General features: G+C 71.0%; 21 protein-coding genes. 6 read left to right on the forward strand and 15 right to left on the reverse strand.

Features of this window, described 5'->3' with window-relative positions; translation table 11 throughout:
- Window positions 1–318 precede the first annotated feature (318 nt).
- A complete protein-coding gene (locus FHX80_RS10485; RefSeq protein ID WP_375883786.1) occupies window positions 319–1,995 on the forward strand; it encodes an FG-GAP repeat domain-containing protein in 1,677 nt (558 codons plus the stop codon).
- 88 nt (window positions 1,996–2,083) lie between these two features.
- Here FHX80_RS10485 and FHX80_RS10490 read toward each other — a convergent pair whose 3' ends face one another.
- Window positions 2,084–2,881 carry a trans-aconitate 2-methyltransferase gene (locus tag FHX80_RS10490; protein ID WP_145763951.1) on the reverse strand — a complete coding sequence of 266 codons (798 nt, stop codon included), beginning with the start codon at window positions 2,879–2,881 and terminating at the stop codon, window positions 2,084–2,086.
- An 89-nt stretch (window positions 2,882–2,970) separates the two neighbouring features.
- On the opposite strand from FHX80_RS10490, the gene FHX80_RS10495 reads away from it, so the two are divergent.
- Window positions 2,971–3,468 carry a MarR family winged helix-turn-helix transcriptional regulator gene (locus FHX80_RS10495; RefSeq protein ID WP_145763952.1) on the forward strand — a complete coding sequence of 166 codons (498 nt, stop codon included), beginning with the start codon at window positions 2,971–2,973 and terminating at the stop codon, window positions 3,466–3,468.
- Here FHX80_RS10495 and FHX80_RS10500 read toward each other — a convergent pair.
- A complete protein-coding gene (locus tag FHX80_RS10500) occupies window positions 3,427–4,248 on the reverse strand; it encodes a response regulator transcription factor (RefSeq protein WP_145763953.1) in 822 nt (273 codons plus the stop codon). The two genes, FHX80_RS10495 and FHX80_RS10500, sit on opposite strands and share 42 nt — an antisense overlap.
- 271 nt (window positions 4,249–4,519) lie before the next feature.
- Here FHX80_RS10500 and FHX80_RS10505 point away from each other — a divergent pair, with 271 nt between their 5' ends.
- Entirely contained in the window at window positions 4,520–4,963 is a 444-nt protein-coding gene (locus FHX80_RS10505) for a GNAT family N-acetyltransferase (protein WP_145763954.1), read from the forward strand.
- Between the two features lie 79 nt (window positions 4,964–5,042).
- On the opposite strand, the gene galK is transcribed toward FHX80_RS10505, so the two are convergent.
- The 8 genes from galK to FHX80_RS10545 form a co-directional block, all read right to left on the reverse strand.
- Window positions 5,043–6,209, reverse strand: a complete 1,167-nt coding sequence (gene galK, locus FHX80_RS10510; RefSeq protein WP_145763955.1) for a galactokinase — start codon at window positions 6,207–6,209, stop codon at window positions 5,043–5,045.
- Window positions 6,206–7,186 carry a UDP-glucose 4-epimerase GalE gene (galE, locus tag FHX80_RS10515; protein ID WP_145763956.1) on the reverse strand — a complete coding sequence of 327 codons (981 nt, stop codon included), beginning with the start codon at window positions 7,184–7,186 and terminating at the stop codon, window positions 6,206–6,208. The genes galK and galE overlap by 4 nt, the downstream gene beginning before the upstream one ends.
- Window positions 7,183–8,226: a galactose-1-phosphate uridylyltransferase gene (galT, locus tag FHX80_RS10520; RefSeq protein ID WP_145763957.1), complete on the reverse strand. Its 1,044-nt coding sequence runs from the start codon at window positions 8,224–8,226 to the stop codon at window positions 7,183–7,185. The genes galE and galT overlap by 4 nt, the downstream gene beginning before the upstream one ends.
- Window positions 8,227–8,561: 335 nt before the next feature.
- Entirely contained in the window at window positions 8,562–9,257 is a 696-nt protein-coding gene (locus FHX80_RS10525; RefSeq protein ID WP_145763958.1) for a response regulator transcription factor, read from the reverse strand.
- A gap of 300 nt (window positions 9,258–9,557) precedes the next feature.
- Entirely contained in the window at window positions 9,558–11,435 is a 1,878-nt protein-coding gene (locus tag FHX80_RS10530; RefSeq protein WP_145763959.1) for an outer membrane protein assembly factor BamB family protein, read from the reverse strand.
- Between the two features lie 112 nt (window positions 11,436–11,547).
- Window positions 11,548–13,401 carry an outer membrane protein assembly factor BamB family protein gene (locus FHX80_RS10535; RefSeq protein ID WP_145763960.1) on the reverse strand — a complete coding sequence of 618 codons (1,854 nt, stop codon included), beginning with the start codon at window positions 13,399–13,401 and terminating at the stop codon, window positions 11,548–11,550.
- Between the two features lie 248 nt (window positions 13,402–13,649).
- Window positions 13,650–15,488 (reverse strand): outer membrane protein assembly factor BamB family protein, encoded by a 1,839-nt coding sequence (locus FHX80_RS10540; protein ID WP_145763961.1) that lies wholly within the window; start codon window positions 15,486–15,488, stop codon window positions 13,650–13,652.
- 164 nt (window positions 15,489–15,652) lie between these two features.
- Window positions 15,653–17,470, reverse strand: coding sequence for an ABC-F family ATP-binding cassette domain-containing protein (locus FHX80_RS10545; protein WP_145763962.1), 1,818 nt, complete (start codon window positions 17,468–17,470; stop codon window positions 15,653–15,655).
- Between the two features lie 191 nt (window positions 17,471–17,661).
- Here FHX80_RS10545 and FHX80_RS10550 point away from each other — a divergent pair, with 191 nt between their 5' ends.
- A complete protein-coding gene (locus FHX80_RS10550; RefSeq protein WP_145763963.1) occupies window positions 17,662–18,306 on the forward strand; it encodes a lipoprotein in 645 nt (214 codons plus the stop codon).
- 183 nt (window positions 18,307–18,489) lie between these two features.
- Here FHX80_RS10550 and FHX80_RS10555 read toward each other — a convergent pair whose 3' ends face one another.
- The 5 genes from FHX80_RS10555 to rsmI all read right to left on the reverse strand — a co-directional run bounded on the left by FHX80_RS10555 (window position 18,490) and on the right by rsmI (window position 22,754).
- A complete protein-coding gene (locus FHX80_RS10555) occupies window positions 18,490–19,383 on the reverse strand; it encodes a 4-(cytidine 5'-diphospho)-2-C-methyl-D-erythritol kinase (RefSeq protein WP_145763964.1) in 894 nt (297 codons plus the stop codon).
- On the reverse strand, window positions 19,380–20,279 hold the full coding sequence (gene rsmA, locus FHX80_RS10560) for a 16S rRNA (adenine(1518)-N(6)/adenine(1519)-N(6))-dimethyltransferase RsmA (protein WP_145763965.1): 900 nt from the start codon (window positions 20,277–20,279) through the stop codon (window positions 19,380–19,382). The genes FHX80_RS10555 and rsmA overlap by 4 nt, the downstream gene beginning before the upstream one ends.
- A gap of 142 nt (window positions 20,280–20,421) precedes the next feature.
- On the reverse strand, window positions 20,422–21,288 hold the full coding sequence (locus FHX80_RS10565) for a TatD family hydrolase (protein WP_145763966.1): 867 nt from the start codon (window positions 21,286–21,288) through the stop codon (window positions 20,422–20,424).
- A 34-nt stretch (window positions 21,289–21,322) separates the two neighbouring features.
- Window positions 21,323–21,697 (reverse strand): hypothetical protein, encoded by a 375-nt coding sequence (locus FHX80_RS10570; RefSeq protein ID WP_145763967.1) that lies wholly within the window; start codon window positions 21,695–21,697, stop codon window positions 21,323–21,325.
- Between the two features lie 160 nt (window positions 21,698–21,857).
- Entirely contained in the window at window positions 21,858–22,754 is an 897-nt protein-coding gene (rsmI, locus tag FHX80_RS10575) for a 16S rRNA (cytidine(1402)-2'-O)-methyltransferase (RefSeq protein ID WP_145763968.1), read from the reverse strand.
- Window positions 22,755–22,807: 53 nt separating this feature from the next.
- Here rsmI and FHX80_RS10580 point away from each other — a divergent pair, with 53 nt between their 5' ends.
- Together FHX80_RS10580 and FHX80_RS10585 are read left to right on the forward strand one after the other, a co-directional pair.
- Window positions 22,808–24,586, forward strand: coding sequence for a dolichyl-phosphate-mannose--protein mannosyltransferase (locus tag FHX80_RS10580; protein WP_145763969.1), 1,779 nt, complete (start codon window positions 22,808–22,810; stop codon window positions 24,584–24,586).
- Between the two features lie 133 nt (window positions 24,587–24,719).
- Window positions 24,720–26,369 carry a penicillin-binding transpeptidase domain-containing protein gene (locus FHX80_RS10585; protein WP_167523392.1) on the forward strand — a complete coding sequence of 550 codons (1,650 nt, stop codon included), beginning with the start codon at window positions 24,720–24,722 and terminating at the stop codon, window positions 26,367–26,369.
- The last annotated feature ends 26 nt before the right edge of the window (window positions 26,370–26,395 follow it).

Here is a 26,395-nt window from a genome sequence, read left to right on the forward strand (position 1 = left end):
GGCGGCGCACGGGGGGCGGCACACGGGACCGGTTCGCAGGGGCAGTTGGCAGGAACGGTTGGGCAGGGGCGTGTCCAAGCCGAGACATTGATGTATTGCCAAACCACTTCAGTCCCGGCAGCCACAGTTGTAGAGTCTGTGACTATCCCGGGAACACTTCACGCTGCATGTGATGCACCTGTGAACACGATTCTCCCGGTTCCACTACTTACCCCTGGGGGGGCTTTGTCTTCTGTGGAAACCGGCCGTTCCGTTCCCGCGCGCTCGAAGCGCGCGCGCCGGATCGCGGCCTGCACCGCACTCGTTCTCTCCGCCGGCATGCTGCTGGCCGCGCCGGCCTCGGCCGATGGCTCGGCGCCCACGCCGCATCGCGCGACGGAGCCCCGCGTCCCCGCCGTCGACGCGCAGCCCACGCTGACGCTGCCGAAGCACACCGCGAAGAAGAAGTCGTCGGCGGCCGCCGCCGAGGGCGCGAAGGCCGCGGTCGTTCCCGCCGAACCGCGCTTCGACGCGGACGGCGACGGCTACAGCGACACGCTCTACCGCGGCATCGACGGGCACTACTACGTCATTCCGACGAACGGGTCGAGCACCTACGAGTTCAGCCTGAACACCGACGACCCGAACGAGAAGTTCAAGGACGTCATCACGCCGGGAGACCTGAACGGCGACGGCAGGCCCGAGCTGCTCACCCTGTCGGCGTCCGGCAGGCTCTCGCTCCACCAGGCCTGGAGCGCCGACAGCTCCGGCTACGCCGACTGGTCCGGCACCGGCTGGCAGAAGTACAACAAGGTCATCGCCGCCGGCGACCTGACCGGCGACGGCCGCGGCGACCTGCTGGCCCGTACCCCGTCCGGTGACATCTACCTGTACGCCGCCAGCGGCAACATCACCAGTGCGCCCTTCAAGGCCGGCGTCAAGGTGGGCTACGGCTGGGGCTCGTACGACCAGATCGTCGGTGCGAACGATGTCAACGGCGACGGGATCGGCGACCTCTACGCCCGTACGCCCGCCGGTGACCTGTACTACTACGCGGGTTCCGGCAACGCCTCGGCGCCGTACAAGGCACGCGTCAAGGTCGGTTACGGGTTCGACGTGTACAACCAGATCATCGCCACCGACGACGCCACCGGTGACGGTCTCGGCGATCTGATGGCCCGTACGCCGGGCGGCACGCTGTACGCGTACGAGTCCACCGGCTACGGCACCTTCCTCAAGCGGACCCAGATCGGCACCGGCTGGAACGTCGCGTCGCTCTTCGGCGGCCAGGGCGGGAACCCGGACTTCGGCAAGAACGAGCTGATGGCCCGCACCAAGGGCGGCACGCTCTACTGGTACTACGCGAAGAACAACGGCAAGCTCAGCGCCCGCGTGCAGGCCAGTGACAGCGGCGGCTGGGCCGGCGCCAACATCAACTTCCCGTCGTCGCTCAACAACGACGGCTTCGCCGACCTGCTGGAGACGTACAACGGCACGCTCTACAACGAGGGTTCCGCCGTCAGCAGCGGCTGGAGCTCCTACAACGCCCTCGTCGGTCCGGGCGACCTGAGCGGCGACGGCAAGGGCGATCTGCTCGGCCGCACCAAGACGGGCGACCTGTACCTCTACCGGGGCAACGGTCTGGGCACCGGCTTCTCCGCCAAGCTCAAGGTCGGCTACGGCTACAACACGTACAACAAGCTGGTCGGCGCCGGTGACCTCAGCGGCGACGGTCTGAACGACATGGTGGCCCGCGCGTCGGACGGCACGCTCTACCTGTACAAGGGCACGGGCGTCGCCACCGCACCCTTCAAGGCGCGCGTCAAGATCGGCACCGGCTACAACATCTACAAGCAGTTCGTCGCACCGGGTGACATCAACGGTGACGGCAAGGCCGATCTGATCGGCGTCGACGGCAAGGGAGACGTGTACCTCTACACGTCCACCGGCACCGGAAAGATCAACAAGCGTGTGAAGGTCGGCTACGGCTGGGACATCTACAACAACATGTACTGAGCGTCCCGCTCGGCCCGGCAGTCCTGAAGTGCCCCGTCCCCGGATCTCCGGGGACGGGGCACTTCCGCGTCACCCGACGGGTCGGTCATCACTTCTCCCGGTGGGTGACGGCGAAGATGCGGCGGAACGGGAAGACCGTGCCGTGCGGACCCGCGGGGTACGCGGCGCGTAGCAGGTCGCGGTATTCGGCGAGGAAGGCGCTCCGTGCCTCCTCGTCGTCGGCGAGGGCGGTGAGGACGGGGCGCAGGCCGGTGCCCTTCACCCAGTCGAGCACGGCGTCCCCGCCGGGCAGCAGGTGCAGATAGGTGGTCTCCCAGACGTCCGCCGTGCGGCCGGGGCCGGTGAGCCGGTCCAGGTAGCCGGCGGGGCTCAGCACCGCGTCGGCGTGGCGCAGCCGGCCGCCCAGCCGGGGGCGCCAGCGCGGGGACTCGGCGAGTTCACGCATCAGGGCGTGGCTGGGCTGCTCGAAGTTGCCGGGGACCTGGAGGGCGAAGGTGCCGCCGGGGGTGAGGGCGTCCAGCCAGTCGGGGAAGCGGTCGGCGTGCCGGGGCACCCACTGGAGCACGGCGTTGGAGACGATGAGGTCGTACGGTTCCCCGGGCGTCCAGGTCGCGGCGTCGGCCTCGGCGAAGTCCAGCAGGGCGGTGGCGTGGGCGCGGGCCCGCTCCAGCATCTGCGGGGAGTTGTCGTAGCCGGTGACCCGGGCCCCGGGCCAGCGCTCGGCGAGCAGCGCGGTGACGTTGCCCGCTCCGCAGCCGAGGTCGGCGATCCGGGGGGCCTCACCGCCCGGGAGCGCGGGGACGCGGGCCAGCAGATCGTGGAAGGGGCGGGTGCGGTGGTCCGCGTGGCGCAGGTACTGCTGCGGATCCCAGAGGGGTGCGGTCATGGCAGTCAGGATCGACCAGAAAGTATCTTGATGTCAAGACACTCGAATTCAAGAGACTTCATGTCGAGGGACCCTCTACACTGATCCATATGGAGGACGAGGTCGACCGACTGGTCGCTGCATGGCGCCGTGAGCGCCCCGACCTCGACGTGGAACCACTCGAGGTCCTCAGCCGGGTCTCCCGCCTGGCCCGCCATCTCGACCGGGCCCGCCGAATCGCCTTCGCCGAGCACCATCTGGAGCCGTGGGAGTTCGACGTCCTCACGTCGCTGCGCCGCGCCGGCGATCCGTACCAGCTCTCCCCCGGCCAGCTGCTCACCCAGACCCTGGTCACCTCGGGCACGATGACCAACCGCATCGACCGGCTGACCAAGAAGAACCTCGTCGAGCGGCTCCCCGACCCCAGCGACCGCCGCGGCGTACTGGTCCGGCTCACCGCCGAGGGCCGCGACAAGGCCGACCAGTCACTGGCCGGCCTGCTCGCCCAGGAGCGCGCCATCCTGGGCGAACTCTCCCGCCACCAGCGCGGCGAACTGGCAGGACTGCTACGCCAGTTGACTGCCCCGTTCGACAACGTCCCCGGCTAGACCGGGCTCCTGGGGCGCCACCGGATCGGCGGGTCCGACGCCCGCCCGTCTGGCCAGCGCGACCGCCGCCAGCGTCGAGTGGACACCCAGCTTGCCCAGCACGTTCTGCATGTGGGTACGCACCGTGTGCGGGGAGAGGAAGAGCCGCTCCGCCACCGCCTTGCGGCCGAGGCCCGCCACCATGCAGCGCAGCACCTCGCACTCGCGCGGGGTCAGTGACTCGACGAGCTCCTCGCTCTCGCTGCGGTGCTTGCGGTCAGCCAGCAGCTCCCGCAGCACCCCGGTGAGCAGGGCGGCGGGCAGATGCGTCTCGTCGCGCAGCACCCCCCGGATGACCGCGAGCAGCCGCTGGAGCGAGCAGTCCTTGGCGACCCAGCCGCAGGCCCCGGCCTGGAGCGCGAGCGCGGCCCGGCGTGGGTCGTCCTTCTCGGCGAGCACCACCGTGCGCACCGACGGCCGGTCCGCCCGGACCCCGGCGACCAGCGAGATGCCGTCGCCCGGCCCGCTGCCCCCGGCGCGCGGAGCGGGCACCGGCACCGGACCGGCGGCCCGGTGGCCCCCCGCCGGGGCCAGGATGCCCAGCTCGGCGTCGACCAGCATCACGTCGTAACCACGCCCCTCGGCGGCCGCGCGTTCCAGACAGCGCAGGGCGGCCGGGCCGCTGCCCGCCGCCGCCACGTCGACGTCCGGCTCGGCCGCGAGCGCCGCGGCGAGCGACTCGGCGAAAATGCGGTGGTCGTCGACCACGAGAACCCGGATACGGACCACAGACACCCCCATGCTGTGCGTGTTCTGGGGCGCCCCGTAGCGTGCGCCCCCCAGCAGCGACGGACCGGCACGGGCACGACACCCGGAACGAGGAGTCGGACCACAGTGCCCCGGCCGCCGCCGTGCACCACCCGCCACCCCGCCCGGGTGTCGCACCCGGCTGTCTCGTACCCCTGAATCAGCACCGGCCCCCACCGGTGCTGTGCATCAGCGTACGGGCGACGGCACGGCGCGGGAGGCTATTGGCAGAACTGATGGCGAGGGCGGTCCTAGGGTGTTGTTCATGTTCCGTCTTGAGACAGAAGTGGACAAAGACCGTCGTCAGCTACTGAGCAGGCGGCTTCGCGAGGACAACACCGCAGGTTCACCGGAGATCCGTGCGTTGCGCGAGAGCACCGCCGCGCACGAAGTCCCGCTGGAGGTATGGGCGCTGGACGTCCACGGGCAGGTCGCCGCCGGGCTGACCGGGCGCACCTGGGCGCACTGGCTCCATGTGGATCTGCTCTGGGTCGACGCCCGGCACCGCGGTTGCGGCCTCGGCTCGCGACTGCTCGCCGAGGCGGAACGGGTGGCCCGCACGGACCGGTCCTGCACCCGCTCCCGGCTGGAGACCTGGGACTTCCAGGCCCCGGACTTCTACCGGAAGCGGGGTTACGAGGTGATGGGGCGGGTCGACAACTACCCGCCGGGCGTCACCGAGTTCACCCTCACCAAGCAGCTCGGCTGAGCCGCCCCGCGCTTCAGCCGAGCTGTGGTCCAGACGCCCCTCAGTTCGGACGATCCGGAGGTTAAGGCGATCCGGTGGTTCAGACGATCCGGTGGGCGCCCGCGGACGGGACGGCGAGGAAGACACCCGGAGCCGCGTAACCCGCCGAAGTGAACGCCTCCAGCACGGACTTGGTGACCGTGTCCGTCTGCGCCTCCTCCACCAGCACGATCGCCGAGCCGCCGAAGCCGCCGCCGGTCATCCGTGCGCCGAGCGCCCCGGCCGCGTTCGCCGTCGCCACCACCAGGTCCAACTCCACGCAGGAGACCCGCAGATCGTCCCGGAGCGAGGCATGACCCGCCGTGAGGACCGGGCCCGCCGAGCGCACATCGCCCGCGTCGAGCAGCGCGATGACCTGCTCGACGCGCTGGTTGTCGCTGACGACATGGCGTACGCAGCGCACGACGGACTCGTCCGCGCCGGCCGCGGCCAGCGTGTCGAGCGCGGCGCCCAGGCCCTCGTACGGAAGCTCGCGCAGCTTACCGATGCCGAGGGCGCGGGCCCCCTCCTCGCAGGCCGCACGCCGCTCCGCGTACGCGCCGTCGCCGAGCGTGTGCTTGACGCGGGTGTCGACGACGATGAGCTGGAGGCCGTGGGCGGCCAGGTCGAAGGGGACCTGGCGCCGGGTGAGGTCGCGGGTGTCCAGGTGCAGGGCGTGGCCCTCGGTGCAGCAGGCCGACGCCATCTGGTCCATGACACCGCAGGGGACCCCGACGAACGCGTTCTCCGCGCGCTGGGCCAGCACCGCCAGCTCGGCGGCGCCGAGGCCGAGGCCGAACAGGTCGTTCAGCGCCAGCCCGGTGACCACTTCGAGGGCGGCGGACGAGGAGAGCCCGGCGCCGGTGGGGACGGTGGAGGTCAGCTGTATGTCGGCGCCGGTGACCGGGTGACCGGCCTCGCGCAGCGCCCAGACGACACCGGCCGGGTAGGCGGTCCAGCCGTGGCCCTCGTTCGGGGCCAGCTCGTCGACCCGGAGCTGGACGACACCGCCCGGCACATCGGTGGAGTGCAGCCGCAGCACGCCGTCGGTGCGGCGCGCGACGGCGGCCCGTGCGGTGTGCGGCAGCGCGAGCGGCATCACGAAGCCGTCGTTGAAGTCGGTGTACTCGCCGATCAGGTTGACCCGGCCGGGGGCGGCCCAGATCCCCTCGGGCGCGGTCCCGTAGAGCTCGGTGAAGGCGGCGGTCAGCTCAGCGTTGTCGGTCATGGTGCGGTGGGCTCCTCTCGGCGGGCGAACGTCCAGGCGTCGGAGACGATTCCGGCCAGGTCCGCGCGGGACGGCTGCCAGCCGAGGCGCTTCCTGGCGGTGGTGGCGGAGGCGACGAGGACGGCCGGGTCGCCGCCGCGGCGCGGGGCCGCGGTCTCGGGGACCGGGTGGCCGGTGACCTCGCGGACCGTCTCGATGACCTCGCGGACCGAGAAGCCGTTGCCGTTGCCGAGGTTGCAGATCAGGTGCTCACCCGCGGTGGCCGCGTCCAGGGCGAGGAGGTGGGCCTCGGCGAGGTCGGCCACGTGGATGTAGTCGCGGACGCAGGTGCCGTCGGGGGTGGGGTAGTCGTCGCCGTAGACGGAGATCGACTCGCGCTGCCCGAGGGCGACCTGGAGGACCAGCGGGATCAGATGGGACTCGGGGCTGTGCCGCTCGCCGCAACTGCCGTACGCCCCGGCCACGTTGAAGTAGCGCAAGGAGACGGCGGCCAGTCCGTGGGCGGCCGCCTCGCCGGTGATCATGTGGTCGACGGCGAGCTTGGTCGCTCCGTACGGGTTGGTCGGGGCGGTGGGGTCGGTCTCCGTGATGGGGCTGGAGACCGGCTCGCCGTAGGTGGCGGCGGTGGAGGAGAAGACCAGGGTGCGCACCCCGGCGTCGCGCATGGCGGCGAGCAGGGCGATGGAGCCGCCGACGTTGTTGACCCAGTACTTCTCCGGGTCGGTGACGGACTCGCCGACCTGGGAGCAGGCGGCGAAGTGCAGCACCGCGTCGTAGGTGGGGTCCAGCCACTTCGCCGCGTCCTGGATGCGGCCCTCGATGAACGCGGCCCCGACCGGGACGCCCTCGCGGAAGCCGGTGGAGAGGTCGTCGAGGACGGTGACGGTGTGCCCCGCCTCCAGCAGGTGCTGGGCGACCACACCGCCCACGTACCCCGCGCCGCCGGTCACCAGGTACTTCTTGGGGGACTTATTCACTCGCTCGCTACCTCTCGCAGTCGCGCGGCCGCGGCCTCCGGCGGCACATCGTTGATGAACACACTCATGCCGGATTCCGAACCCGCGAGGAACTTCAGCTTGCTGGGCGTCCGTCGGACGGTGAAGAGCTCCAGGTGGAGCGCGAACTCGTCCCGTCCCGGAATCCCGAACGGTGCCTGGTGCCAGGCCGAGATGTACGGCGTCGGCGGCTCGTCGGGACCGAATATCCGGTCGAACCGCTTCAAGAGTTCCAGATAGACCCGTGCGAACTCCGTGCGCGCGGCGTCATCGAGGTCCCGCAGGTCGCGGACGCGGCGGCGCGGGTACAGATGGACCTCGTACGGCCAGTGGGCCGCGTACGGCACGAACGCCACCCAGTGCTCGCCCAGGAGCACGATCCGCTCACCGTCGGCCAGCTCGCGGGCGACGATGTCGTCGAAGAGGTTGCCGCCGGTCTCCACCCGGTGCTCCTCCACCGAGCGGAGCATCAGCTCGGTGCGCGGGGTGACGAACGGGTAGCCGTAGATCTGCCCGTGCGGGTGGCCGAGCGTCACGCCGATCTCGGCGCCCCGGTTCTCGAAGCAGAACACCTGCTTGACCTGATCGAGCTCGGCGAACTCGGCGGTGCGGTCGGTCCAGGCCTCCAGCACGAGGCCGGCCTGCTCCTCGCTGAGGGCGGCGAACGACGCGTCGTGGTCGGAGGTGAAGCAGACGACCTCGCAGCGGCCGGAGTCACCGGCGAGCGAGGGGAAGCGGTTCTCGAAGACGACGACGTCGTAGTTGTCGTCGGGAATCTCGCTGAGCCGTCCCTCCTCGGAGGGGCAGAGCGGGCACTCGTCGGCCGGCGGGTGGTACGGACGGCCCTGGCGGTGCGAGGCGATGGCGACGCTGTCCCCGAGCAGGGGGTCCCGGCGGATCTCGGAGGAAGTCGCCACGGCGTCGAGCGGCCGCCGGTCGACGGCGTCCCGGACGACGCCGTCCCGGCTGTCGTAGTAGAGCAGCTCCCGGCCGTCGGCGAGCGTCGTAACCGTCTTCTTCACCAGACTCCTCCCAAACATAACCCAACACAATGAACCACAAATCAACAGGCGCGTCAATGAGTCGGCACTGTGTGGCGTGACGGGGAGTCCCGGGGGACGAAGGCCGGTTTCTTCGGCGGTACCGGACGTCGCAGAGGCGGCCGGGAGGAGTGACGGCGCCCGCCATCGCGGGTGCGCGCAGCGGCTCCGGACGCCGCCCCGGCAGGCCGGCTCAGGAGGCCGGAGTGCGGCGACGGTCAGTACGGACCGTGCGGACAGTGCGATGTGCGGCTATGGCCGGAACGGTGCGGTGCGGTGCGGTGATCAGTGCGGGTATCGGCAGGGACCGGGCGCCTTCAGCCGATGCGGTCCGGCCCCTGCCGTGTCCCGGCGGCCGCCCGGTCCAGCAGGCCGGTGCGGGCGGCGAGGGCCGCCGCCTCCAGCCGGGAGCCGACGCCCAGCTTCATCAGGACGCGCTGCACATGGGTACGGGCGGTGCTCGGCGCGATCCGCATGCCGGCCGCGATCAGCCGGGTGCCCTCGCCCTCCGCGACCCTGACCAGGACCTCGACCTCGCGCGGGGTGAGGAGCTGGAGCAGCCGCTGACCCTCGTCATCCGGCTGGGCCGCCGGGTTGAGCAGCTCGGCGAAGGCGCTCTGGAGCAGTTGCGGCGCGACCGCGGCCTCACCGGCCCGCGCCTTGACGATCGCCCGCTCGACGCCCTCGATGCGCTCGTCGTGACGGACGTAGCCGGCGGCTCCGGCCGCGAAGGCGGCCGCGATCCCCAGCGGACTCGACACCGGCCCGAGCACCACCACGGCGATCTGCGGCCGCCCGCGCCTGATCCTCACGATCGGGTCGAAGGCGCCCGGTTCGGCGGGTGCCGCCGTGCCGAACAGGCAGACCTCCGGGGCCCGGCTGACCACCAGGTCCGCCGCTCCGGCGGCGGGCGCGGCGGCGGCGAGCACCCGGTGGCCGCGCAGTTTCAGCGCCGAGGCGAGCGCCTCGGCGAGCAGTCGGTGGTCATCGACCACCATCAGCCGCACGCTCATCGAGCAACCCCCCGTAGCACTGACGCCAGGCCCCCCGGCCCTCTAGACCCGGCAAGTTACACGCTTGCCCGAGGCCGTGTGCGCTGTGTTGGCCAGAAGGGTCGAGATGGCTGACTTTGCGCTTTTTGAAACGAAGTTGACAGACCGTCACAGCCAACAGGCTCTGTTGTGGTCCGTTGGCTGACAACTACGGATCACTTCTTTCTTCTTTTTTGTGCGGGCCCTCGCCCCGAGGAGGGGAACGACAGTGAAGGGGGGTGGAGCCGGCCGGCTCCACCCCCCTTCACCTGTACCCGGAGGTCAGTTCGCGCGGAAGGAGACGACGAGGTAATCCTTGTCGTTCAGCGAACTCTCCCGCGGCTTGTTGATCAGGGTGTCCGAGATGTACAGCCCGCCGTTGCCGTAGCGGTACTCGGCGTACTCCGCGGAGAAACTGGTCTCCGCGGCCCGGACCGATTCGTCGCTCGGGTTCTCCATCAGCACGGTCTGCTTGAAGGTGCTGCCGTCGATGGAGACGACCTGGCCGCCCTTGTCGTACGGGGGCTCCTTGTACGCGATGATGTTGCCGCCGTCCATGCGCAGCGGGAACATCGTGTAGCGCTCGCCCGCATCGGCCCGGTCGCTGGTCGGCTTGCCGGTGGCGAGGTCGAACGAGACGATCTCGTTGGTGTCGCCGTAGTCCCCGGTGCCCTCGTGCTCCTCGGTGGGCAGGTAGAGGCGGTTGTTGCCGATGGCGAGGTGCTGGCAGCTTTCGACCTTGGTGGAACGGCAGCTCGCCGCGTACTTGTCCGCGTCGGCGGGGATCCTGACCAGGAGCTTGCCAGTGGCCGCGTCGATCGAGAAGAAGTCCGAGATCCCGCTTCCGTCACCGGCGGTGTCGCCGATGTCGGCGGCGACGACGAGCGGCTTGGTGGAGACGATGTTCGCGTAGCCGAGACCGGCCGGCATCTTGTACGAGGAGACAGGGCTTCCCGTGCGGGGGTTCAGGGCCTGAATGGTGAGCTGCGGGTCCTCGTACGTACCGCACCTGCGGACCACCGCGAGTGCCTCGCCGCCGGCGTATCCCCCGTCGTAGCAGCCGTCCGTGCTGACCTTCGGCCGCCAGAGTTCGGCTCCGGTGTTCAGGTCGAACGCCGCACCGCCGTCGCCCCCCGCGGCGATCGTGGTGCCGCTCAGGGTGATCTGGTCGAACAGGGCGGCGTCATCGCTGCTGGTGCTCACGGTGACCGACTTGCTCCACATGAGCTTGCCGGTGTCGAGATCGATGGCACCGACCTGGGTGCAGTTCCGGTACTTCGTCGTCGCCGTCCGCTTGCCGTTCTCGAAGACGACGGCCGTCTTGAAGTCCTTGCTCATGTGCGGGGAGGCGGCACACACCTGGCCGGCCAGCGGGAGCGACCAGAGCCTGGTGCCCTTGGCCAGGTCGTAGCCGACGATCTCGTTGACGCCCGTCTTCACGTACGCCTTGTCGGTCAGCCAGGAACCGGTGACCATGGTGACGTCCGAGACCTTGGGCTGAGGCAGCTGGAAGGCGACCGCGGACTTGGTGTTCGCCGGGACCTTCTCCTTGGCCTCGCCGCCGCCACCGCCGCCGCTGCCACCGCTGCCGCCGTCCTTGCCCTCACCGTTGGTGCCGGAGGACGTGGACGCCTCGTTCTTCTTCTTGTCGCCGTCGCCCCCGCCGGAGGAGTACCAGACACCGGCGCCGACGATCAGCACCACGGCGACCGCCGCGGCGACGATGATCCGCGCCTGGGTGGAGAACTTCTTCGGCCCGTTCCCGCCCTGCGGCGGCTGGTACGGCTGCTGCATCGGGGTGGTCGGGTACCCGTAGCCCTGCTGCGGCGGCTGACCCTGCTGCGGATATCCGTAACCCTGCTGCGGCGGCTGCCCCTGCGGGAACCCGTAGCCCTGCTGCGGCTGACCCTGCGGGAACCCGTAACCGGGCTGCTGCGGGTAGCCGTAGCCGGGCTGCTGCTGGGGCGGGCCGGCGGACGGCGGGGAGCCGTATCCGCCCGGGGGCGGGGTCGGCTGGGCCGGCGGGGTGGCCGGCTGCTTGCCGAACGGGTCGGCGGGCGGTGGTGTGGGGGCGCCGAAACCGCCGGGCGGCGGGTCCTGCGGTGCGCCGAAACCGCCCTGGGGCGGATCGTTGGGCGGCGGCTGGGGCGGCTGCGTCATTGCGTTGCGTACCTCTGGGGAAAGGGAGTCGGTCGGTCGTCCTGAACCGGCCGCGGGCGGGTCTGCCGCCGTCCGCGGCCGGTGGGGTTCCTGCGGGTGCCGTGCTGAGCCGTCACTTGCCGAAGGCCATCATGGTCTTCGTCTCCAGCTCCGCCTCGTCGTTGGAGGCGCTGACCCGCCCGCTCGCGATGAACGAACGGCCGTCCGCGTAGACGATCTTCTCGTCGTAGAAGGAGCTCTCGATCGCCGACGTCGAGGCCGGGTGCCGCAGCAGCATCTGCGGGGTGCCACCGGTCGGCGCCAGGGTGGCGATCCCGCCGCCCTTGTTGTAACCGGCGTCCACGTAGAGCAGCACGTTGCCGCCCTCCATCCGCAGCGGCTTCATCGTCTGCCCGGCCGGGGCGTTCGCCTTCCACTTCGTCCTACCAGTGGTCAGGCTGAACGCGATGACCTTGTTGGTCCGGGCCGAGCCGCTGGTGTCGTCCTGCGTCGCCATGTAGAGCGTGTTGGCGTCGGCCGCGACACCTTCGCAGCCGTCGACGGACCTGCTGAAGATGGCGAAGGCACTGCCACAGCTGGTGACGAACTTGTCGCCCTTGTCACTGACGATCTGGGACCGGAGCGAGCCGTTCTCCTTGAGCGCGAGCACGCTCCACCGCTTGTTGTCCCCGCTGCCCTTGGTCAGCGAGACGATGAGCGGGCTCACCGAGTAGAACCTGTCGATCTCCCAGCCACGCGCGGGCTTGTACGTCCACTTGGGCCGCCCGGTGACGGGGTCGATCTCCTCGATCTCGTGCTGCACGTTCTCGTCGTTGGTACGGCATTTGGTGGCGGCGATCAGCTTGGTGCCGCCCGCGAAGGAGAACGGCTGGCAGTCGCCGTCCCGCTTGCCGAACAGCGCCTTGCCGTCACTCACCCGGTAGGCGTTGGAGGCGCCGGTGCGGCCGACGGTCAACGTGTCGCCGCTGATGGCGAGGGAGATGTCCGACATGATGTCGAAGAGCCCGCTGCTCTTGATCTCCTTCTTCCAGCCCGCCTTGCCGGTGTTGAGGTCGATCAGCTGGAGGTCCGCGCAGTCCGCCTTGGACGTCGTGCCGTTCTTGACCCCGATGACGATCTTGCCGTCGCTGGTGGTCTGCGCCGGGGCGGAGCAGATGTCCGTGCCCAGCTTCAGCGTCCACTTCTGCTTGCCGTCGGCCACCGAGTAGCCGGAGACGGTGCGGTACATGCCCTTGACGACGGTGTCGCCGATGACCCACGGGCCGTACACGTCGGCGCCGTTGCGCGGCAGGTCGACGTCGTTCTTCTGGAGCCAGAGGACCTTCGCCTCGCCGGGCTTGCGCCCGCCGTTCAGGTCGTCGTCGGCCTTGCCGCCGTCGCCACTGCCGTCACCCTCGTCCACGGAGGGCGAGACGGACGGCTTCTGGACGTCGCCGCTCTTCTCCGCGACGGGCTTCTTGTCGTCGTCGCCGCCCACGGCCAGGTAGACGCCGGTGCCTATGACCAGGAGCGCGGCGACCGCGGCACCGATGATCACCGCGGGCTTCCCCTTGAAGGGGCCACGGCCGCCGGGACCCGTCGGACCGGCGGCCGGTGCGCCGGGGTACTGCTGCTGCGGATAGCCGTAACCGGGCTGCTGCGGCTGCCCGTACGGGCCGGGCTGCTGGGCATACGGGCCCGGCTGCTGCGGCTGCCCGTAGGGGCCCGGCTGCTGGGGCTGGCCGTACGGACCCGGCTGCGGCTGGCCGTACGGGCCGGGCTGCTGCGGATAGCCGTACGGGGGCTGCTGCGGCTGGCCCGGCTGCTGCGGATAGCCGTAGCCCGGCTGCGCGGGCGGTGCCTGGGGCGGCTGCGCGGGCGGCGGCGTCCCGGGCGGGCCCTGGGGCGGCTGAGGTACCCCGTGCGGCGGGTCCTGCGGAGCGCCGAAGCCTCCCTGCGGCGGTTGCTGGCTGGGCGGCTGGGTCATCAGCGCGTCCCCCTTCGTGCGGTCCGGTGCCCGTTCCGGACTCCCCCGCGATTCCGCCGGGGCTCCGGGAGTCGGACAAGACCCCCTGAATCCCCGGCGAAACGGAGCGAATCGGGCATGGATCCCGCAGTGTCACGACGGTCGAGCGGGCCTTCTTTGTACCACCCGCCCCACCATGCACCCCGGTTCGGTCCATCGCTGTTCCCAAGGGAGAACCGGCCCGTGATGCCGCCGTTACGCCCCGGCCGTCAGCTGCCGAAGGCCACCAGCGACCGCATCCTGATCTCGTCGTCGTTCATGCCGCTGATCCTCGTCTGCCCGAGGAAGGTGCGTCCGTCCACATAGACGACGCGCGGGTCGAAGAATTCGCGCTCGACATCGGCGCCCGCCGCCGGGTGCCGCACCACCATCTCCCACTTCCCGCCGGTGGGCGGGAGCGAGGCGATGCCGCCCCCCTTGTTCTTGTACGCCGCGAGATACATCAGCAGCTTGCCGCCCTCCGTCCGCATCGGGCGGAGGGGCTGTTCGACCGGGGAGTCGACGGTCCACTTGTGCTTGCCGGTGGCCAGATCGAAGGCGGCGACCCGGTTGCCGGTGCCGGCCTTGGCGTCAATGGTCCCGGTCGCCATGTAGAAGGTGCCGGCGTCCGCGGCCACCCCGCTGCAGTTGTCGAGGTTCATGCCCTCGGTGAGCACGTCCTTGTCGCAGGTGGGCATGTATCCACCCGGTCCGCCGGAGAGCTGGGACCGGTAGGTGCCGTTGGTGTTGAGCACCAGGATGGCCCACTTGTCCGGCTTCTTGAGCGAGACCACCGGGGGGTCGGCCGAGTAGATCTGCGCGACCTCCCAGCCCTTCTTGACCTTGTACGACCACAGCACCTTGCCGGTGACCGGGTCCATCTTCTGTACCAGCTGTTCCTTGTGGTCGTCCGCCGCCGTCTGGCAACTGGCCGCTGCGAGGGCGACGTCGCCACTGGCGAACCCGAACGGCTGGCAGTTGCCGGGGAGCTTCCCGAACAGCACCTTGCCGTCGCTGACCCGGAAGGCGTCGGTCCTGGAGGTGCGCCCCACGGTCACGGTGCCGCCGTTGATCGCCATCCTGAGATCGGAGAGCCCGTCCCACAGGCCCTTGCGGACGTACGACCTGTGCCAGCCGGCCTTGCCGGTCCTGAGGTCGACCATCTGCAGGGCGTTGCACTCCGAGTCGCGCGAGGTGGTGTGCTTGACGCCCAGGACTATCTTGCCGTCGGCGGTCGGCTGCGAGGGCGCCGCACACGCGTTGGTGGGCAGCCGCAGGCTCCACTTGAGCCTGCCGTCCGTGACGTCGTAGCCCGTGACGGTGTGGTACATCGCCTTGACGACGGTGTCGCCGAAGATCCACGGGCCATACACGTCGGCGCCGCCCTGCGGCAGGTCGACACCGCCCTCCTGGAGCCAGAGCATCTTCGCCTCGCCCGGCTTGAGCTCGGCGTTGACGGCGTCGACCTGTGCGCGGGGGCTGGGCTTGTCGTCGTCCGCGTTCTTCGACCTGCTCGGCGAGGGCGAGGGCGACACGTGCGGCTGTCCGGAGCTGAGCCCGGGGCCGGCCGTGGGCTTCCCGCCCTTGCCGTCCCCGTCGGAGAGGAACCAGATACCGGCGCCGGCCAGGAGCACCACCGCGAGCGCGGCGCCGACGATCATCCCGGTCCTGCCGCGGAAACGCCCCCCGCCCCGGGGCCCGCCCGACTGCGGTGGCTGCGGCGGCAGTTGCCCCGGATATCCGTAACCGGGCTGCTGCGGCTGCGCGTACGGGCCGGGCTGCGGCGGATACCCGTATCCGGGCGCGGGCTGCGGCGGCCGGCCGTAACCCGGCGCGGGCTGTGCGTACGGGCCGGGCTGTGCCGGCTGCGCGTACGGGCCGGGTTGTGCCGGCTGCGCGTACGGGCCGGGCTGCGCCGGCTGCGCGTACGGGCCGGGCTGCGCGGGCGCTCCGTACGGGCCGGACGGCTGCGCCGTGCCCTGGCCCGGGGGCGGGAACGTCTCGGGCGGTGGGCCGTACGAGGCTCCGAACTCACCCTGCGGCGGCTGCTGTCCGGGCGGCTCGCTCATCGACCCGTCCCCCTGTTCCTTTGTCACCTGCGGTGTGGCGCGGTGCGTCGGCTACCGCGCCGGGCAAGATCTCTTTCTACCATCCGCCCCACAGGCCCCACAGGTCCCATCGACCACACCAGCCGCACCCACCGCGCCAGTTGCACGGGGGTGCGGCTCAGCACTCAGGCGTCCTCGGCCAGTTCCAGCCAGCGCATCTCCAGCACATCGCGCTCCGCCACCAGTTCACGCAGCTCGGCGTCCAGCTTCGCCACCTTCTCGAAGTCCGTGGCGTTGTCGGCGATCTGGGCGTGCAGCGTCGTCTCGCGGGTCGACATCTTGTCGAGCTGCCGCTCGACCTTCTGCAGCTCCTTCTTCGCCGCACGCGCGGCCTGCTGCGAGACGGCCGGGGCCGCCGCGGGGGCCGGCGAGGAGGACGCGGGCGCGGCGGCGGGGGTGACCGTCCCGGCCATCTGCAGCCTGCGCTCCAGGTACTCGTCGATGCCGCGCGGCAGCATGCGCAGCGACTGGTCGCCGAGCAGTGCCATCACCCGGTCCGTGGTCCGCTCGATGAAGAACCGGTCGTGGGAGATCACGATCATCGACCCGGGCCAGCCGTCGAGCAGGTCCTCCAGCTGGGTCAGGGTCTCGATGTCGAGGTCGTTGGTGGGTTCGTCGAGGAAGAGGACGTTGGGCTCGTCCATCAGCAGGCGCAGGATCTGGAGCCGGCGCCGCTCACCGCCCGACAGATCGCCGACCGGCGTCCACTGCTTCTCCTTCGTGAAGCCGAACTGCTCGCAGAGCTGGCCCGCGGTCATCTCCCGGCCCTTGCCGAGATCGACCCGGTCGCGCACCTGCTGCACCGCTTCGAGCACCCGCAGGTTCGGGTTGAGCTCGGCGACCTCCTGGGAGAGGTAGGCCAGCTTGACGGTCTTGCCGACGATGACCTTCCCGGCCGCGGGCTGCTCCTCGCCCTGGGTACGGGCCGCCACGGCCAGCGCCCGCAGCAGCGAGGTCTTGCCCGCGCCGTTGACCCCGACCAGGCCGATCCGGTCGCCGGGGCCGAGCTGCCAGGTGAGGTGGGTGAGCAGTGTCTTGGGGCCGGCCTGGACGGTCACGTCCTCCAGGTCGAAGACGGTCTTGCCGAGCCGGGCGTTGGCGAACCTCATCAGCGCGCTGGTGTCACGGGGCGGCGGCACGTCGGCGATCAGCTCGTTGGCCGCCTCGATGCGGTAGCGCGGCTTGGACGTACGGGCGGGGGCGCCGCGCCGCAGCCAGGCCAGCTCCTTGCGCATCAGGTTCTGCCGCTTGCCCTCCTCGGTGGCGGCGATCCGTTCCCGTTCGGCACGGGCGAAGACGTAGTCGCTGTAGCCGCCCTCGTACTCGTGGACCGTGCCGCGCTGGACGTCCCACATGCGCGTGCAGACCTGGTCGAGGAACCACCGGTCGTGGGTGACGCAGACCAGCGCCGAGCGGCGGGCGCGCAGATGGCCGGCCAGCCAGGAGATGCCCTCGACGTCGAGGTGGTTGGTCGGCTCGTCGAGGACGATCAGGTCCTGTTCGGCGATGAGCAGCTTGGCGAGCGCGATCCGGCGGCGCTCACCGCCGGAGAGCGGGGCGATGACGGTGTCCAGGCCGTGCTCGAAGCCCGGCAGGTCGAGGCCGCCGAAGAGCCCGGTCAGCACGTCGCGGATCTTGGCGCTGCCCGCCCACTCGTGGTCGGCGAGATCACCGATGACCTCGTGGCGGACCGTCGCCCGCGGGTCGAGCGAGTCGTGCTGGGTCAGGACACCCAGACGCAGCCCGCCGTTGTGGGTGACGCGACCGGTGTCCGCCTCCTCCAGCTTGGCGAGCATCCGGATGAGGGTCGTCTTGCCGTCCCCGTTACGACCGACGACACCGATCCGGTCCCCCTCGGACACGCCGAGGGACACACCGTCGAGCAGCGCACGGGTGCCGTACACCTTGCTGACCTGCTCGACATTGACGAGGTTGACGGCCACTTACGCTCCAGCTCGAAGGAAAACACAGACCTCCAGCGTAGTCGCCACGGTGCGGAGCTCCGCACGAGCGCTCGCTCACCCGTGCGGGCGGGCAGGAACGGACCCTCGTGGGGCCTCGTGCGTGCGATACGTTGCCCGAAATGATCACGGCCCGGGGGCGGGTCCCGCATGGCGCTGGGGTGGGGAACTTCATGGTGGGTCGTACGGTTCGCGGGCTGGTGCCCGTACTGCTGGTCGCGGGGGCGCTGACCGGCTGCTCGTCGGGGTCCGGCGACGGCACGGGGGCGGACGGCAGGCCGGGCGGCGGGGCCGCGACGGGGAGCGCCGCCGGGAGGACCGCGGCCAAGGGCGGCGCGGTCGGCGGCGCCGGTTCCGGGTGCGAGCTGCGCGTCACCTTCGATGTGGCGAAGCACTGGAAGGCGAAGGCCGTGGCCGTCGACACCGACTCGGAGTTCGCCGCGCTCGCCAGGCAGGGCCCGGTCTCCATGGTCTGCGAGATCGACGCGAAGCCCGCGGGGCACATCGGGTTCCTGCGGGTGTGGCAGGGCGACGGCAAGGGCAGCACTCCGCGCCAGGCGCTGGAGGGCTTCGTGAAGGCCGACGAGAACGCCTCGAAGATCACGTACGCACGGACCACGGTCGGGAAGCTGTCCGTGGTCGAGGCCGGCTACACCGTCCACAGCAAGATCATGGACGAGTCGCGCCCGGCACGGGCGTTCGCCGTCGCCACTCCGGACGGACCGGTCGTGGTGCACCTGGGCGGGCTGGACTCGCAGGAGCACCGGGGGATGCTCCCCGCGTACGAGCTGGCGAAGCGGAGCGTGCGGCTCGGCTGACGCGGGTCAGCGCGCCCGCACGCACGGTCCGCGCACCCGATCCGCGCACCCGGCCCGCGCACCCGGCCGGCGTTTGCGCGATGCCCCGGGCCGTACGTCCGCGATGCCCAGGGACGTACATCCGTGATGCTCCGGGCCGTACGTCCGCGAGGCCCAGGGACGCATGTCCGCGACTGCCCCCGGTCAGCAGATCGTGGCGCCCGGTGCCGGGGAGGTGGCGATCCGGGCGTTGCGACACGTCCCCGAGGCCATCAGCGCATCGGCGACCTTGCGGGCGGATGCCTCGTCCTCGGCCAGGAACGCCGTGGTGGGTCCCGATCCGGAGACCAGCGCGGCCGCCGCACCCGCGGTGGTGCCCGCCGCCAGGGTGTCGGCCAGCGAGGGCCGCAGCGACAGCGCCGCGGGCTGGAGGCCGTTGCTCAGGGCGTCGGCGAGGGCGGCGGTGTCACCGGCCCGCAGCGCGTCCAGGAGCGCGCCGGACGCGGCGGGCTCGGGCACCCGGGTGCCCGCCGTGAGCCGGTCGAACTCGCGGTACACGGCCGGGGTGGAGAGGCCGCCGTCGGCGACCGCGAAGACCCAGTGGAACGTGCCGCCGACCTCGACCGGGGTCAGCTGCTCGCCGCGTCCCACCCCGAGGGCCGCGCCGCCGACCAGGCTGAACGGGACATCGCTGCCCAGCTCCGCGCAGATGGCCAGGAGCTCGTCGCGGGTGGCGCCGGTGGACCAGAGCGCGTCGCAGGCCAGCAGGGCACCGGCCCCGTCGGCGCTGCCGCCCGCCATCCCGCCCGCGACGGGGATGTCCTTGGCGATGTGGATGTGCACCCGGGGTTCGATGCCGTGGCGCCCGGCCAGGGCGATGGCTGCGCGGGCCGCGAGGTTGGTGGCGTCGAGCGGGACCTGGGCGGCGTCCGGCCCCGAGCAGGTGATGCGCAGCTCGTCGGCCGGGGTGACGGTGACCTCGTCGTAGAGGCCGACGGCGAGGAAGACGTTGGCCAGGTCGTGGAAGCCGTCGGGGCGCGCGGCGCCGACCGCGAGCTGGACGTTGACCTTGGCCGGTACCCGGACGGTGACGCTCACTCGGCGCTCCCGGCGGGCTGGTCACCGGCAGTGCTCGCGGGTTTGTTCTCGGCGATGGCGGCGAACTCCTCGACCGTCAGTGCCTCGCCGCGGGCCTGCGGCGAGATCCCGGCCGCGACCAGTGCGGCCTCGGCCGCGGGCGCGGAGCCCGCCCAGCCGGACAGGGCCGCGCGCAGCGTCTTGCGGCGCTGGGCGAAGGCCGCGTCGACGACCGCGAAGACCTCGGCCTTGCTCGCCGTGGTCGCGACGGGCTCGGCCCGGCGGACCAGGGACACGAGTCCGGAGTCGACGTTCGGGGCGGGCCAGAAGACCTTGCGGCCGATGGAGCCGGCGCGCTTGACGTCCGTGTACCAGTTGGCCTTCACCGACGGCACTCCGTAGACCTTGTTGCCCGGCCGCGCGGCCAGCCGGTCGGCGACCTCGGCCTGGACCATGACCAGGGTCCGCTCGATGCTCGGGAAGCGGTCGAGCATGGTGAGCAGTACGGGCACGGCGACGTTGTACGGGAGGTTGGCGACCAGTGCGGTCGGCGGCGGGCCCGGCAGTTCCCGTACCTGCATCGCGTCCGAGTGGACGAGGGTGAACCGGTCCGCGCGCTGCGGCATCCGGGCGGCGACCGTGGCCGGCAGGGCGCCCGCGAGCACGTCGTCGATCTCGACGGCGACGACCCGGTCGGCCGCCTCCAGCAGCGCCAGCGTCAGTGACCCCAGACCGGGGCCGACCTCGACCACCACGTCGTCCGGGCGCACCTCCGCGGTCCGCACGATCCGCCGGACCGTGTTGGCGTCGATGACGAAGTTCTGACCGCGCTGCTTGGTGGGGCGTACGCCCAGCGTCGCGGCCAGCTCACGGATGTCTGCGGGGCCCAGGAGGGCGTCGGGCTCTGTGGTGCTCACCCGTCAAGCCTACGGCCGCCGGGCGGCCCCGGATCTCGCCCTCGGTGCCCGGGGCGCCGAGGGAGCCCGCGCCCGCCCGCGCCCGCCGGCGTCCGCCGGACCCTCCGGCGCGGCACGGCCACCCAACGTCGTGAGGACGCGGTCAGTAGTCGAACGCGCGAGCCGTGTTGTCGGCGATCGCCGCGGCCAGGGTGTCCTCGTCGAGGCCCTTCACCGCCGCCATGGCGCGCAGCGTGACCGGGATCAGATAGGGCGCGTTCGGCCGGCCGCGGTACGGGGCGGGGGTCAGGAACGGTGCGTCCGTCTCGACCAGGACCAGCTCCGTGGGCGCGACGGCCAGGGCGTCGCGCAGCGGCTGGGCGTTCTTGAACGTCATGTTGCCCGCGAAGGACATGAAGTACCCGGCGTCCGCGCAGATCCGGGCCATGTCCGCGTCGCCGGAGTAGCAGTGGAACACCGTCCGCTCGGGGGCGCCCGCGTCGGCGAGGACGCGCAGTACATCGGCGTGCGCGTCGCGGTCGTGGATGACGAGCGCCTTGCCGTGCCGCTTGGCGATCTCGATGTGGGCCCGGAAGGACTCCTCCTGGGCCGCCATGCCCTCGGGGCCGGTCCGGAAGTAGTCGAGTCCGGTCTCCCCGACGCCGCGTACGTGGACCAGCGCGGCCAGTGCGTCGATCTCGGCGAGGGCCTCGTGCAGCGCGGCCGTCCCGCCCGCCTCGCGCGCACCCTGCCGCGACGAGCCGTCCGGGTCGCCGTGCACGATGCGGGGCGCCTCGTTGGGGTGCAGGGCCACCGCCGCGTACACGCTCGGGTGCGTGGCGGCGGTCTCGGCGGCCCAGCGGGAGCCCTTCACGTCGCATCCCACCTGGATCACGGTCGTCACGTTCACCGCGGCGGCCCTGGCCAGGCCCTCCTCCACGGTGCCGTCCTGCATGTCCAGGTGGGTGTGCGAATCGGCGACCGGTACCCGGAGGGGTTCGGGCAGCGGCGGGGCTTCGGTACGGCTCATGGCCACGATCGTACGAGGATCGTGGCCCGGGGCCTCACTTGCGGTGGAAGGGATGCAGCAGGTCCGCGAGCTGCCAGTGGTGCTCGCCCGCCGGAACGGCGGTGGCGGCCACCACCTCGGCGTCCCGGTCACGGGCGTCGTCGTCGGGCCGCCGGTTCTGGAGCAGGTGCTGAACCGTCGAGACCCGGCCGGCCCGCATGATCCGTACGACGTGCCCGCCGCAGTTCATGCAGGTGGGCGTGGAAAGGGGCGAGGGCACCCGTTCGCCGTCCGCCTTGTAGACCACGAAAGCATTGTTGGAAGTGTCGACGTGGTGCTCTATTTCGTAGGCCTGTTCCCAGCCGTGTCCGCACCTCATGCAGGCGAAGGCATACGCCTCGTGCACGGTTGTCGCTGCGATCTCACTCATGCCTGCTCCTCTTGTCCGCCGGACAAGCACTCCGGATAATGCGTCCTGTTATCCAGTGGACGCCTTTACCGGCACAAGCGCACCAGGCCCTGTCGAGTGTTGGATCGCTCTTGGCCATCCCGTGGCAAAACGGGCCGGCGCGCGGCTTTCGCTTTGCCTTTCACGATAGTCCTTTACTCTCCGGCGGGCCGGTCCGAGCCGCGTTCTTTGCTGCCACAACGGCGTCGAACACGTCGCGTTTGGGCAGCCCCGCGGCTGCGGCGACGGCGGCGATCGCCTCCTTGCGCCGCTCCCCCGCCTCCTCGCGCACCTGCACCCTGCGCACCAGCTCCTCGGCGTCCAGTGCCTCGGCTCCGGAGTCGGCCGCGCCCTCGACGACGACGGTGATCTCACCGCGTACGCCTTCGGCCGCCCAGGCGGCGAGCTCGGCCAGCGGACCGCGCTTCACTTCCTCGTACGTCTTGGTCAGCTCCCGGCACACGGCGGCGCGCCGGTCGGCGCCGAACACCTCGGCCATCGCGGCCAGGGTGTCGTCGAGCCGGTGCGGGGCCTCGAAGAAGACCATGGTGCGGCGCTCGTCGGCGACCTCGCGGAGCTTGCCGAGGCGTTCGCCGCCCTTGCGCGGCAGGAAGCCCTCGAAACAGAACCGGTCCACCGGCAGCCCGGACAGGGCGAGCGCGGTGAGCACGGCCGACGGACCGGGCACCGCGGTCACCTTGATGCCCTGCTCCACGGCGGCGGCGACGAGCCGGTAGCCGGGGTCGGACACGGACGGCATCCCGGCGTCGGTGACCAGCAGCACCCGGGCGCCGCCGGTCAGCGCCTCGACGAGCTCCGGCGTACGGGCGGACTCGTTGCCCTCGAAATAGGACACGACACGCCCCGTGGTGTGGATGCCCAGCGCCTGGGTCAGCCGGCGCAGCCGGCGGGTGTCCTCGGCGGCGACGACGTCCGCCGTCTCCAGTTCGGTGGCGAGGCGTGGCGGGGCGTCCGCCACATCGCCGATGGGGGTCCCCGCGAGTACCAGCGTTCCAGTTGTTCCAGTCACAACGCCCATCCTCCCAGCACGGGCGACAGCACTCGCACAGATGCGTTCCCTACGATGGCGCGGTGACGAGTACAGCGCCCGAAGCCCCGCAGGGCCAAGACGCCGGGGACCAGTACGGCCCGGAGCCGACTTCCTGGCAGCAGCGGCTGCGCCGCTTCGGTCATTCACCGCGGTCCGGGATCGGGCTGCGGGAACGACTGGTTCCGCCGTACACCCGCCCCGGGAGCCGGCTGTGGGCGGTGCTCGGAGTGCCCCCGGTGTTCGCGGACCGGCTGCTGCGCTGGTCGGCGTGGGGCGGTCCGCTGCTGGTGGCGCTGGTGGCCGGGGTGCTGCGGTTCTGGAACCTGGGCAGCCCGCACGCGGTGATATTCGATGAGACGTATTACGCCAAGGACTCCTGGGCGCTGGTCAACCAGGGCTACGAGGGGTCCTGGCCCAAGGACGTCGACAAGCTGATCCTCAGCGATCCGTCCCGGGTGAAGATCCCCGTCGATCCCGGCTATGTGGTGCACCCGCCGGTCGGCAAGTGGATCATCGGGATCGGTGAGCAGATCTTCGGCTTCACCCCGTTCGGCTGGCGGTTCATGGTCGCGGTGCTCGGCACGCTGTCGGTGCTGATGCTGTGCCGGATCGGCCGCAGGCTCTTCCGCTCGACGTTCCTGGGCTGTCTGGCGGGCGCGCTGCTCGCGGTGGACGGGCTGCACTTCGTGATGAGCCGGACCGCGCTGCTCGACCTGGTGCTGATGTTCTTCGTGCTGGCCGCGTTCGGCTGTCTGCTGATCGACCGCGACTGGGCGAGGCGCCGGCTCGCGGCGGCGCTGCCGGTCGACGCGGAGGGGGTGCTGCGGCCGGACGCCGGCGTCGCGGAGCGGCTGCGGCTCGGTTGGCGGCCGTGGCGGATCGCGGCCGGACTCATGCTCGGCCTGGCCTTCGCCACCAAGTGGAACGGGCTGTACATCATGGTCGCGTTCGGCCTGATGACGGTCCTGTGGGACGTGGGCGCGCGGCGTACGGCGGGCGCGATGCGGCCGTACACGGCGGTCCTGAAGCGGGACCTGGTCCCGGCGTTCGTCTCCACGGTGCCGGTGGCGATCCTGACCTACCTCGCCTCGTGGACCGGCTGGATCATCCACAACTCCCCGACCCGGCACGGCTACTACCGGGACTGGGCGGCGACCGACGGCAAGGGCGGCAGCTGGACCTGGCTGCCGGACTGGCTGCGCAGCCTGTGGCACTACGAGTACCAGGTCTACGAATTCCATGTGAACCTGACGTCCGGTCACACCTACCAGTCCAATCCGTGGAGCTGGATCGTGCTGGGCAGGCCGGTCTCGTACTTCTACGAGGAGCAGAACGGCTGCGCCGCGTCGGAGACCGGCAAGTGCGCACGCGAGGTGCTGGCGATCGGCACGCCGCTGCTGTGGTGGGCCTCGTGCTTCGCGCTGCTGTACGTGCTGTGGCGCTGGCTGTTCCGCCGCGACTGGCGGGCGGGCGCGATCGCCTGCGGGGTGGCCGCGGGCTGGGTGCCGTGGTTCCTGTACCAGGAACGCACCATCTTCCTCTTCTACGCGGTCGTGTTCGTGCCGTTCCTGTGCCTCGCGGTGACGATGATGATCGGCGCGATGCTGGGGCCGGCGGCGGGCACCGGGACAAGACACGAACTGGGCCTGCCGAACAGTGACCCGTCGGGTGAACGGCGCCGGACGGTGGGGGCGGTCGCGGCAGGCGTACTGGTCCTGCTGATTGTCTGGAACTTCATCTATTTCTGGCCCTTGTACACGGGAACCCCCATTCCGGAGAACTCCTGGCGTGATCGCATGTGGCTGGATACCTGGATTTGACCGGTCTGTTCACTCCAGGGCGGATCGCATTCCGATAACAACCTGCTCCACTGTCACACCCATCCCGTAGCGTGCCCGGGAAAGCCCCCTTGAACCTGTTCAAGGGGGCCTCCGGGGGAGGGGGACCGCACGGATGCGCAGTGGGGCGAAGGTGGCCGTGATCGGCGGGGTGTTCGCCGTCGTGGTCGGCGGGGTGGGCTACGGGGCGTACAACGTCCTGGACGGGCTCGGGAACAGCGGCGTCGGGGGCGGCACGGACACCAAGGCCACCTCGGCCGAGGTGAAGACAGGCCCGGTCACCGAGGAAGAGATCGCCGAGACGTCGAAGAAGTTCCTCGCGGCGTGGGCGAAGGGTGACGCGGCCGTCGCGTCCCAGCTCACCAACAACGCGGCGGACGCCGAATCGCTGCTGACGCAGTACAGCGAGTCGGCGCATGTCACCAAGGCCGTGATCACCGCCGGCGCGGCGAGCGGCTCGAAGGTCCCGTACACGGTGAAGGCGACCGTCTCGTACAAGGGGAGGACCAAGGCCTGGTCGTACGCCTCCGACCTGACCGTGGTGCGCGGCCTGACCACCGGCCACCCGCTCGTCGACTGGAAACCCGCCGTCGTCCACCCGCAACTGCGGGACGGCGAGACGCTGGAGACGGGCGAGGCGTCGACCGCGTCGATCGAGGCGGTCGACCGCAACGGACAGGTGCTCAGCAAGGAGAAGTACCCCTCGCTGGGCGGCATCCTGGACGAACTGCGCAAGAAGTACGGCGGGAAGGCCGGCGGCACCGTCGGCATCGAGACCTGGATCAACAGCGCGAACGCGGACGGCATCGACAAGACGCTGCTGACCCTGGTGAAGGGGAAGCCGGGCCGGGTGCAGACCACCCTGGACTCGAAGGTCCAGTCGGCGGCCGAGCGGGCGGTGAAGAAGTTCGACAAGACGTCCGTGGCGGCCGTCGAACCGTCGACCGGCGCGGTCCGGGCCATCGCCAACAACCCGGCGACCGGCTTCGAATCGGCCCGGTGGGCCAGGGTGGCGCCCGGCTCGACGATGAAGATCGTGACCGCCGCGATGATCATCCAGAACGGGCTCGGCAGCGCTAACGGGTCGGTCGAGTGCCCGTCCACGGTGCCCTGGGAGGGCGTGACCTTCCACAACCTGGACGAGTTCTCGATGCCGGCCGCCACCTTGAAGACCGCCTTCGCCCGGTCCTGCAACACCGCTTTCATCAAGCCGATACTGCCGCTGGGCGACAAGCGGGACACGGCGCTCGTCAACGAGGCCTCGCAGTACTTCGGGATCGGCCAGGAATGGCAGACCGGCATCGGCACGTTCGACGGCAACGTGCCCGCGTCACAAGGCGCGGAGACGGCCGCGTCGTTCATCGGCCAGGGCAAGATCCAGATGAACCCGCTGAACATGGCGTCGGTCACCGCCACCGCCGTGGGCGGCAGCTTCCGCCAGCCCTACATCGTCCCTAAGTCCCTGGACAACCGGACCTTCGCCCAGGCGAGTCCGCTGCCCGGCGGGGTCTCGGCTCAGCTGAAGGAGATGCTGCGCTACACCGCGACCAGCGGCGAGGGCACCGCCACCCGGGCCATGGCGAGCGTGGGCGGCGACAAGGGCGGCAAGACGGGCTCGGCGGAGATCGACGGCCACGCCACGTCGGACAGCTGGTTCACCGGCTTCAGCAACGACCTCGCGGCAGCGGCCCTCGTCCAGTCCGGCGGCCACGGCGGGGACGCGGCGGGCCCGGTCGTCGCGGAGGTCCTGCTCGCCGGGCCGTGACGGCGGGGCGCCCGATCGCACGCGGC

Source organism: Streptomyces brevispora (assembly GCF_007829885.1).
In the GTDB taxonomy this organism is placed as follows: domain Bacteria; phylum Actinomycetota; class Actinomycetes; order Streptomycetales; family Streptomycetaceae; genus Streptomyces; species Streptomyces brevispora.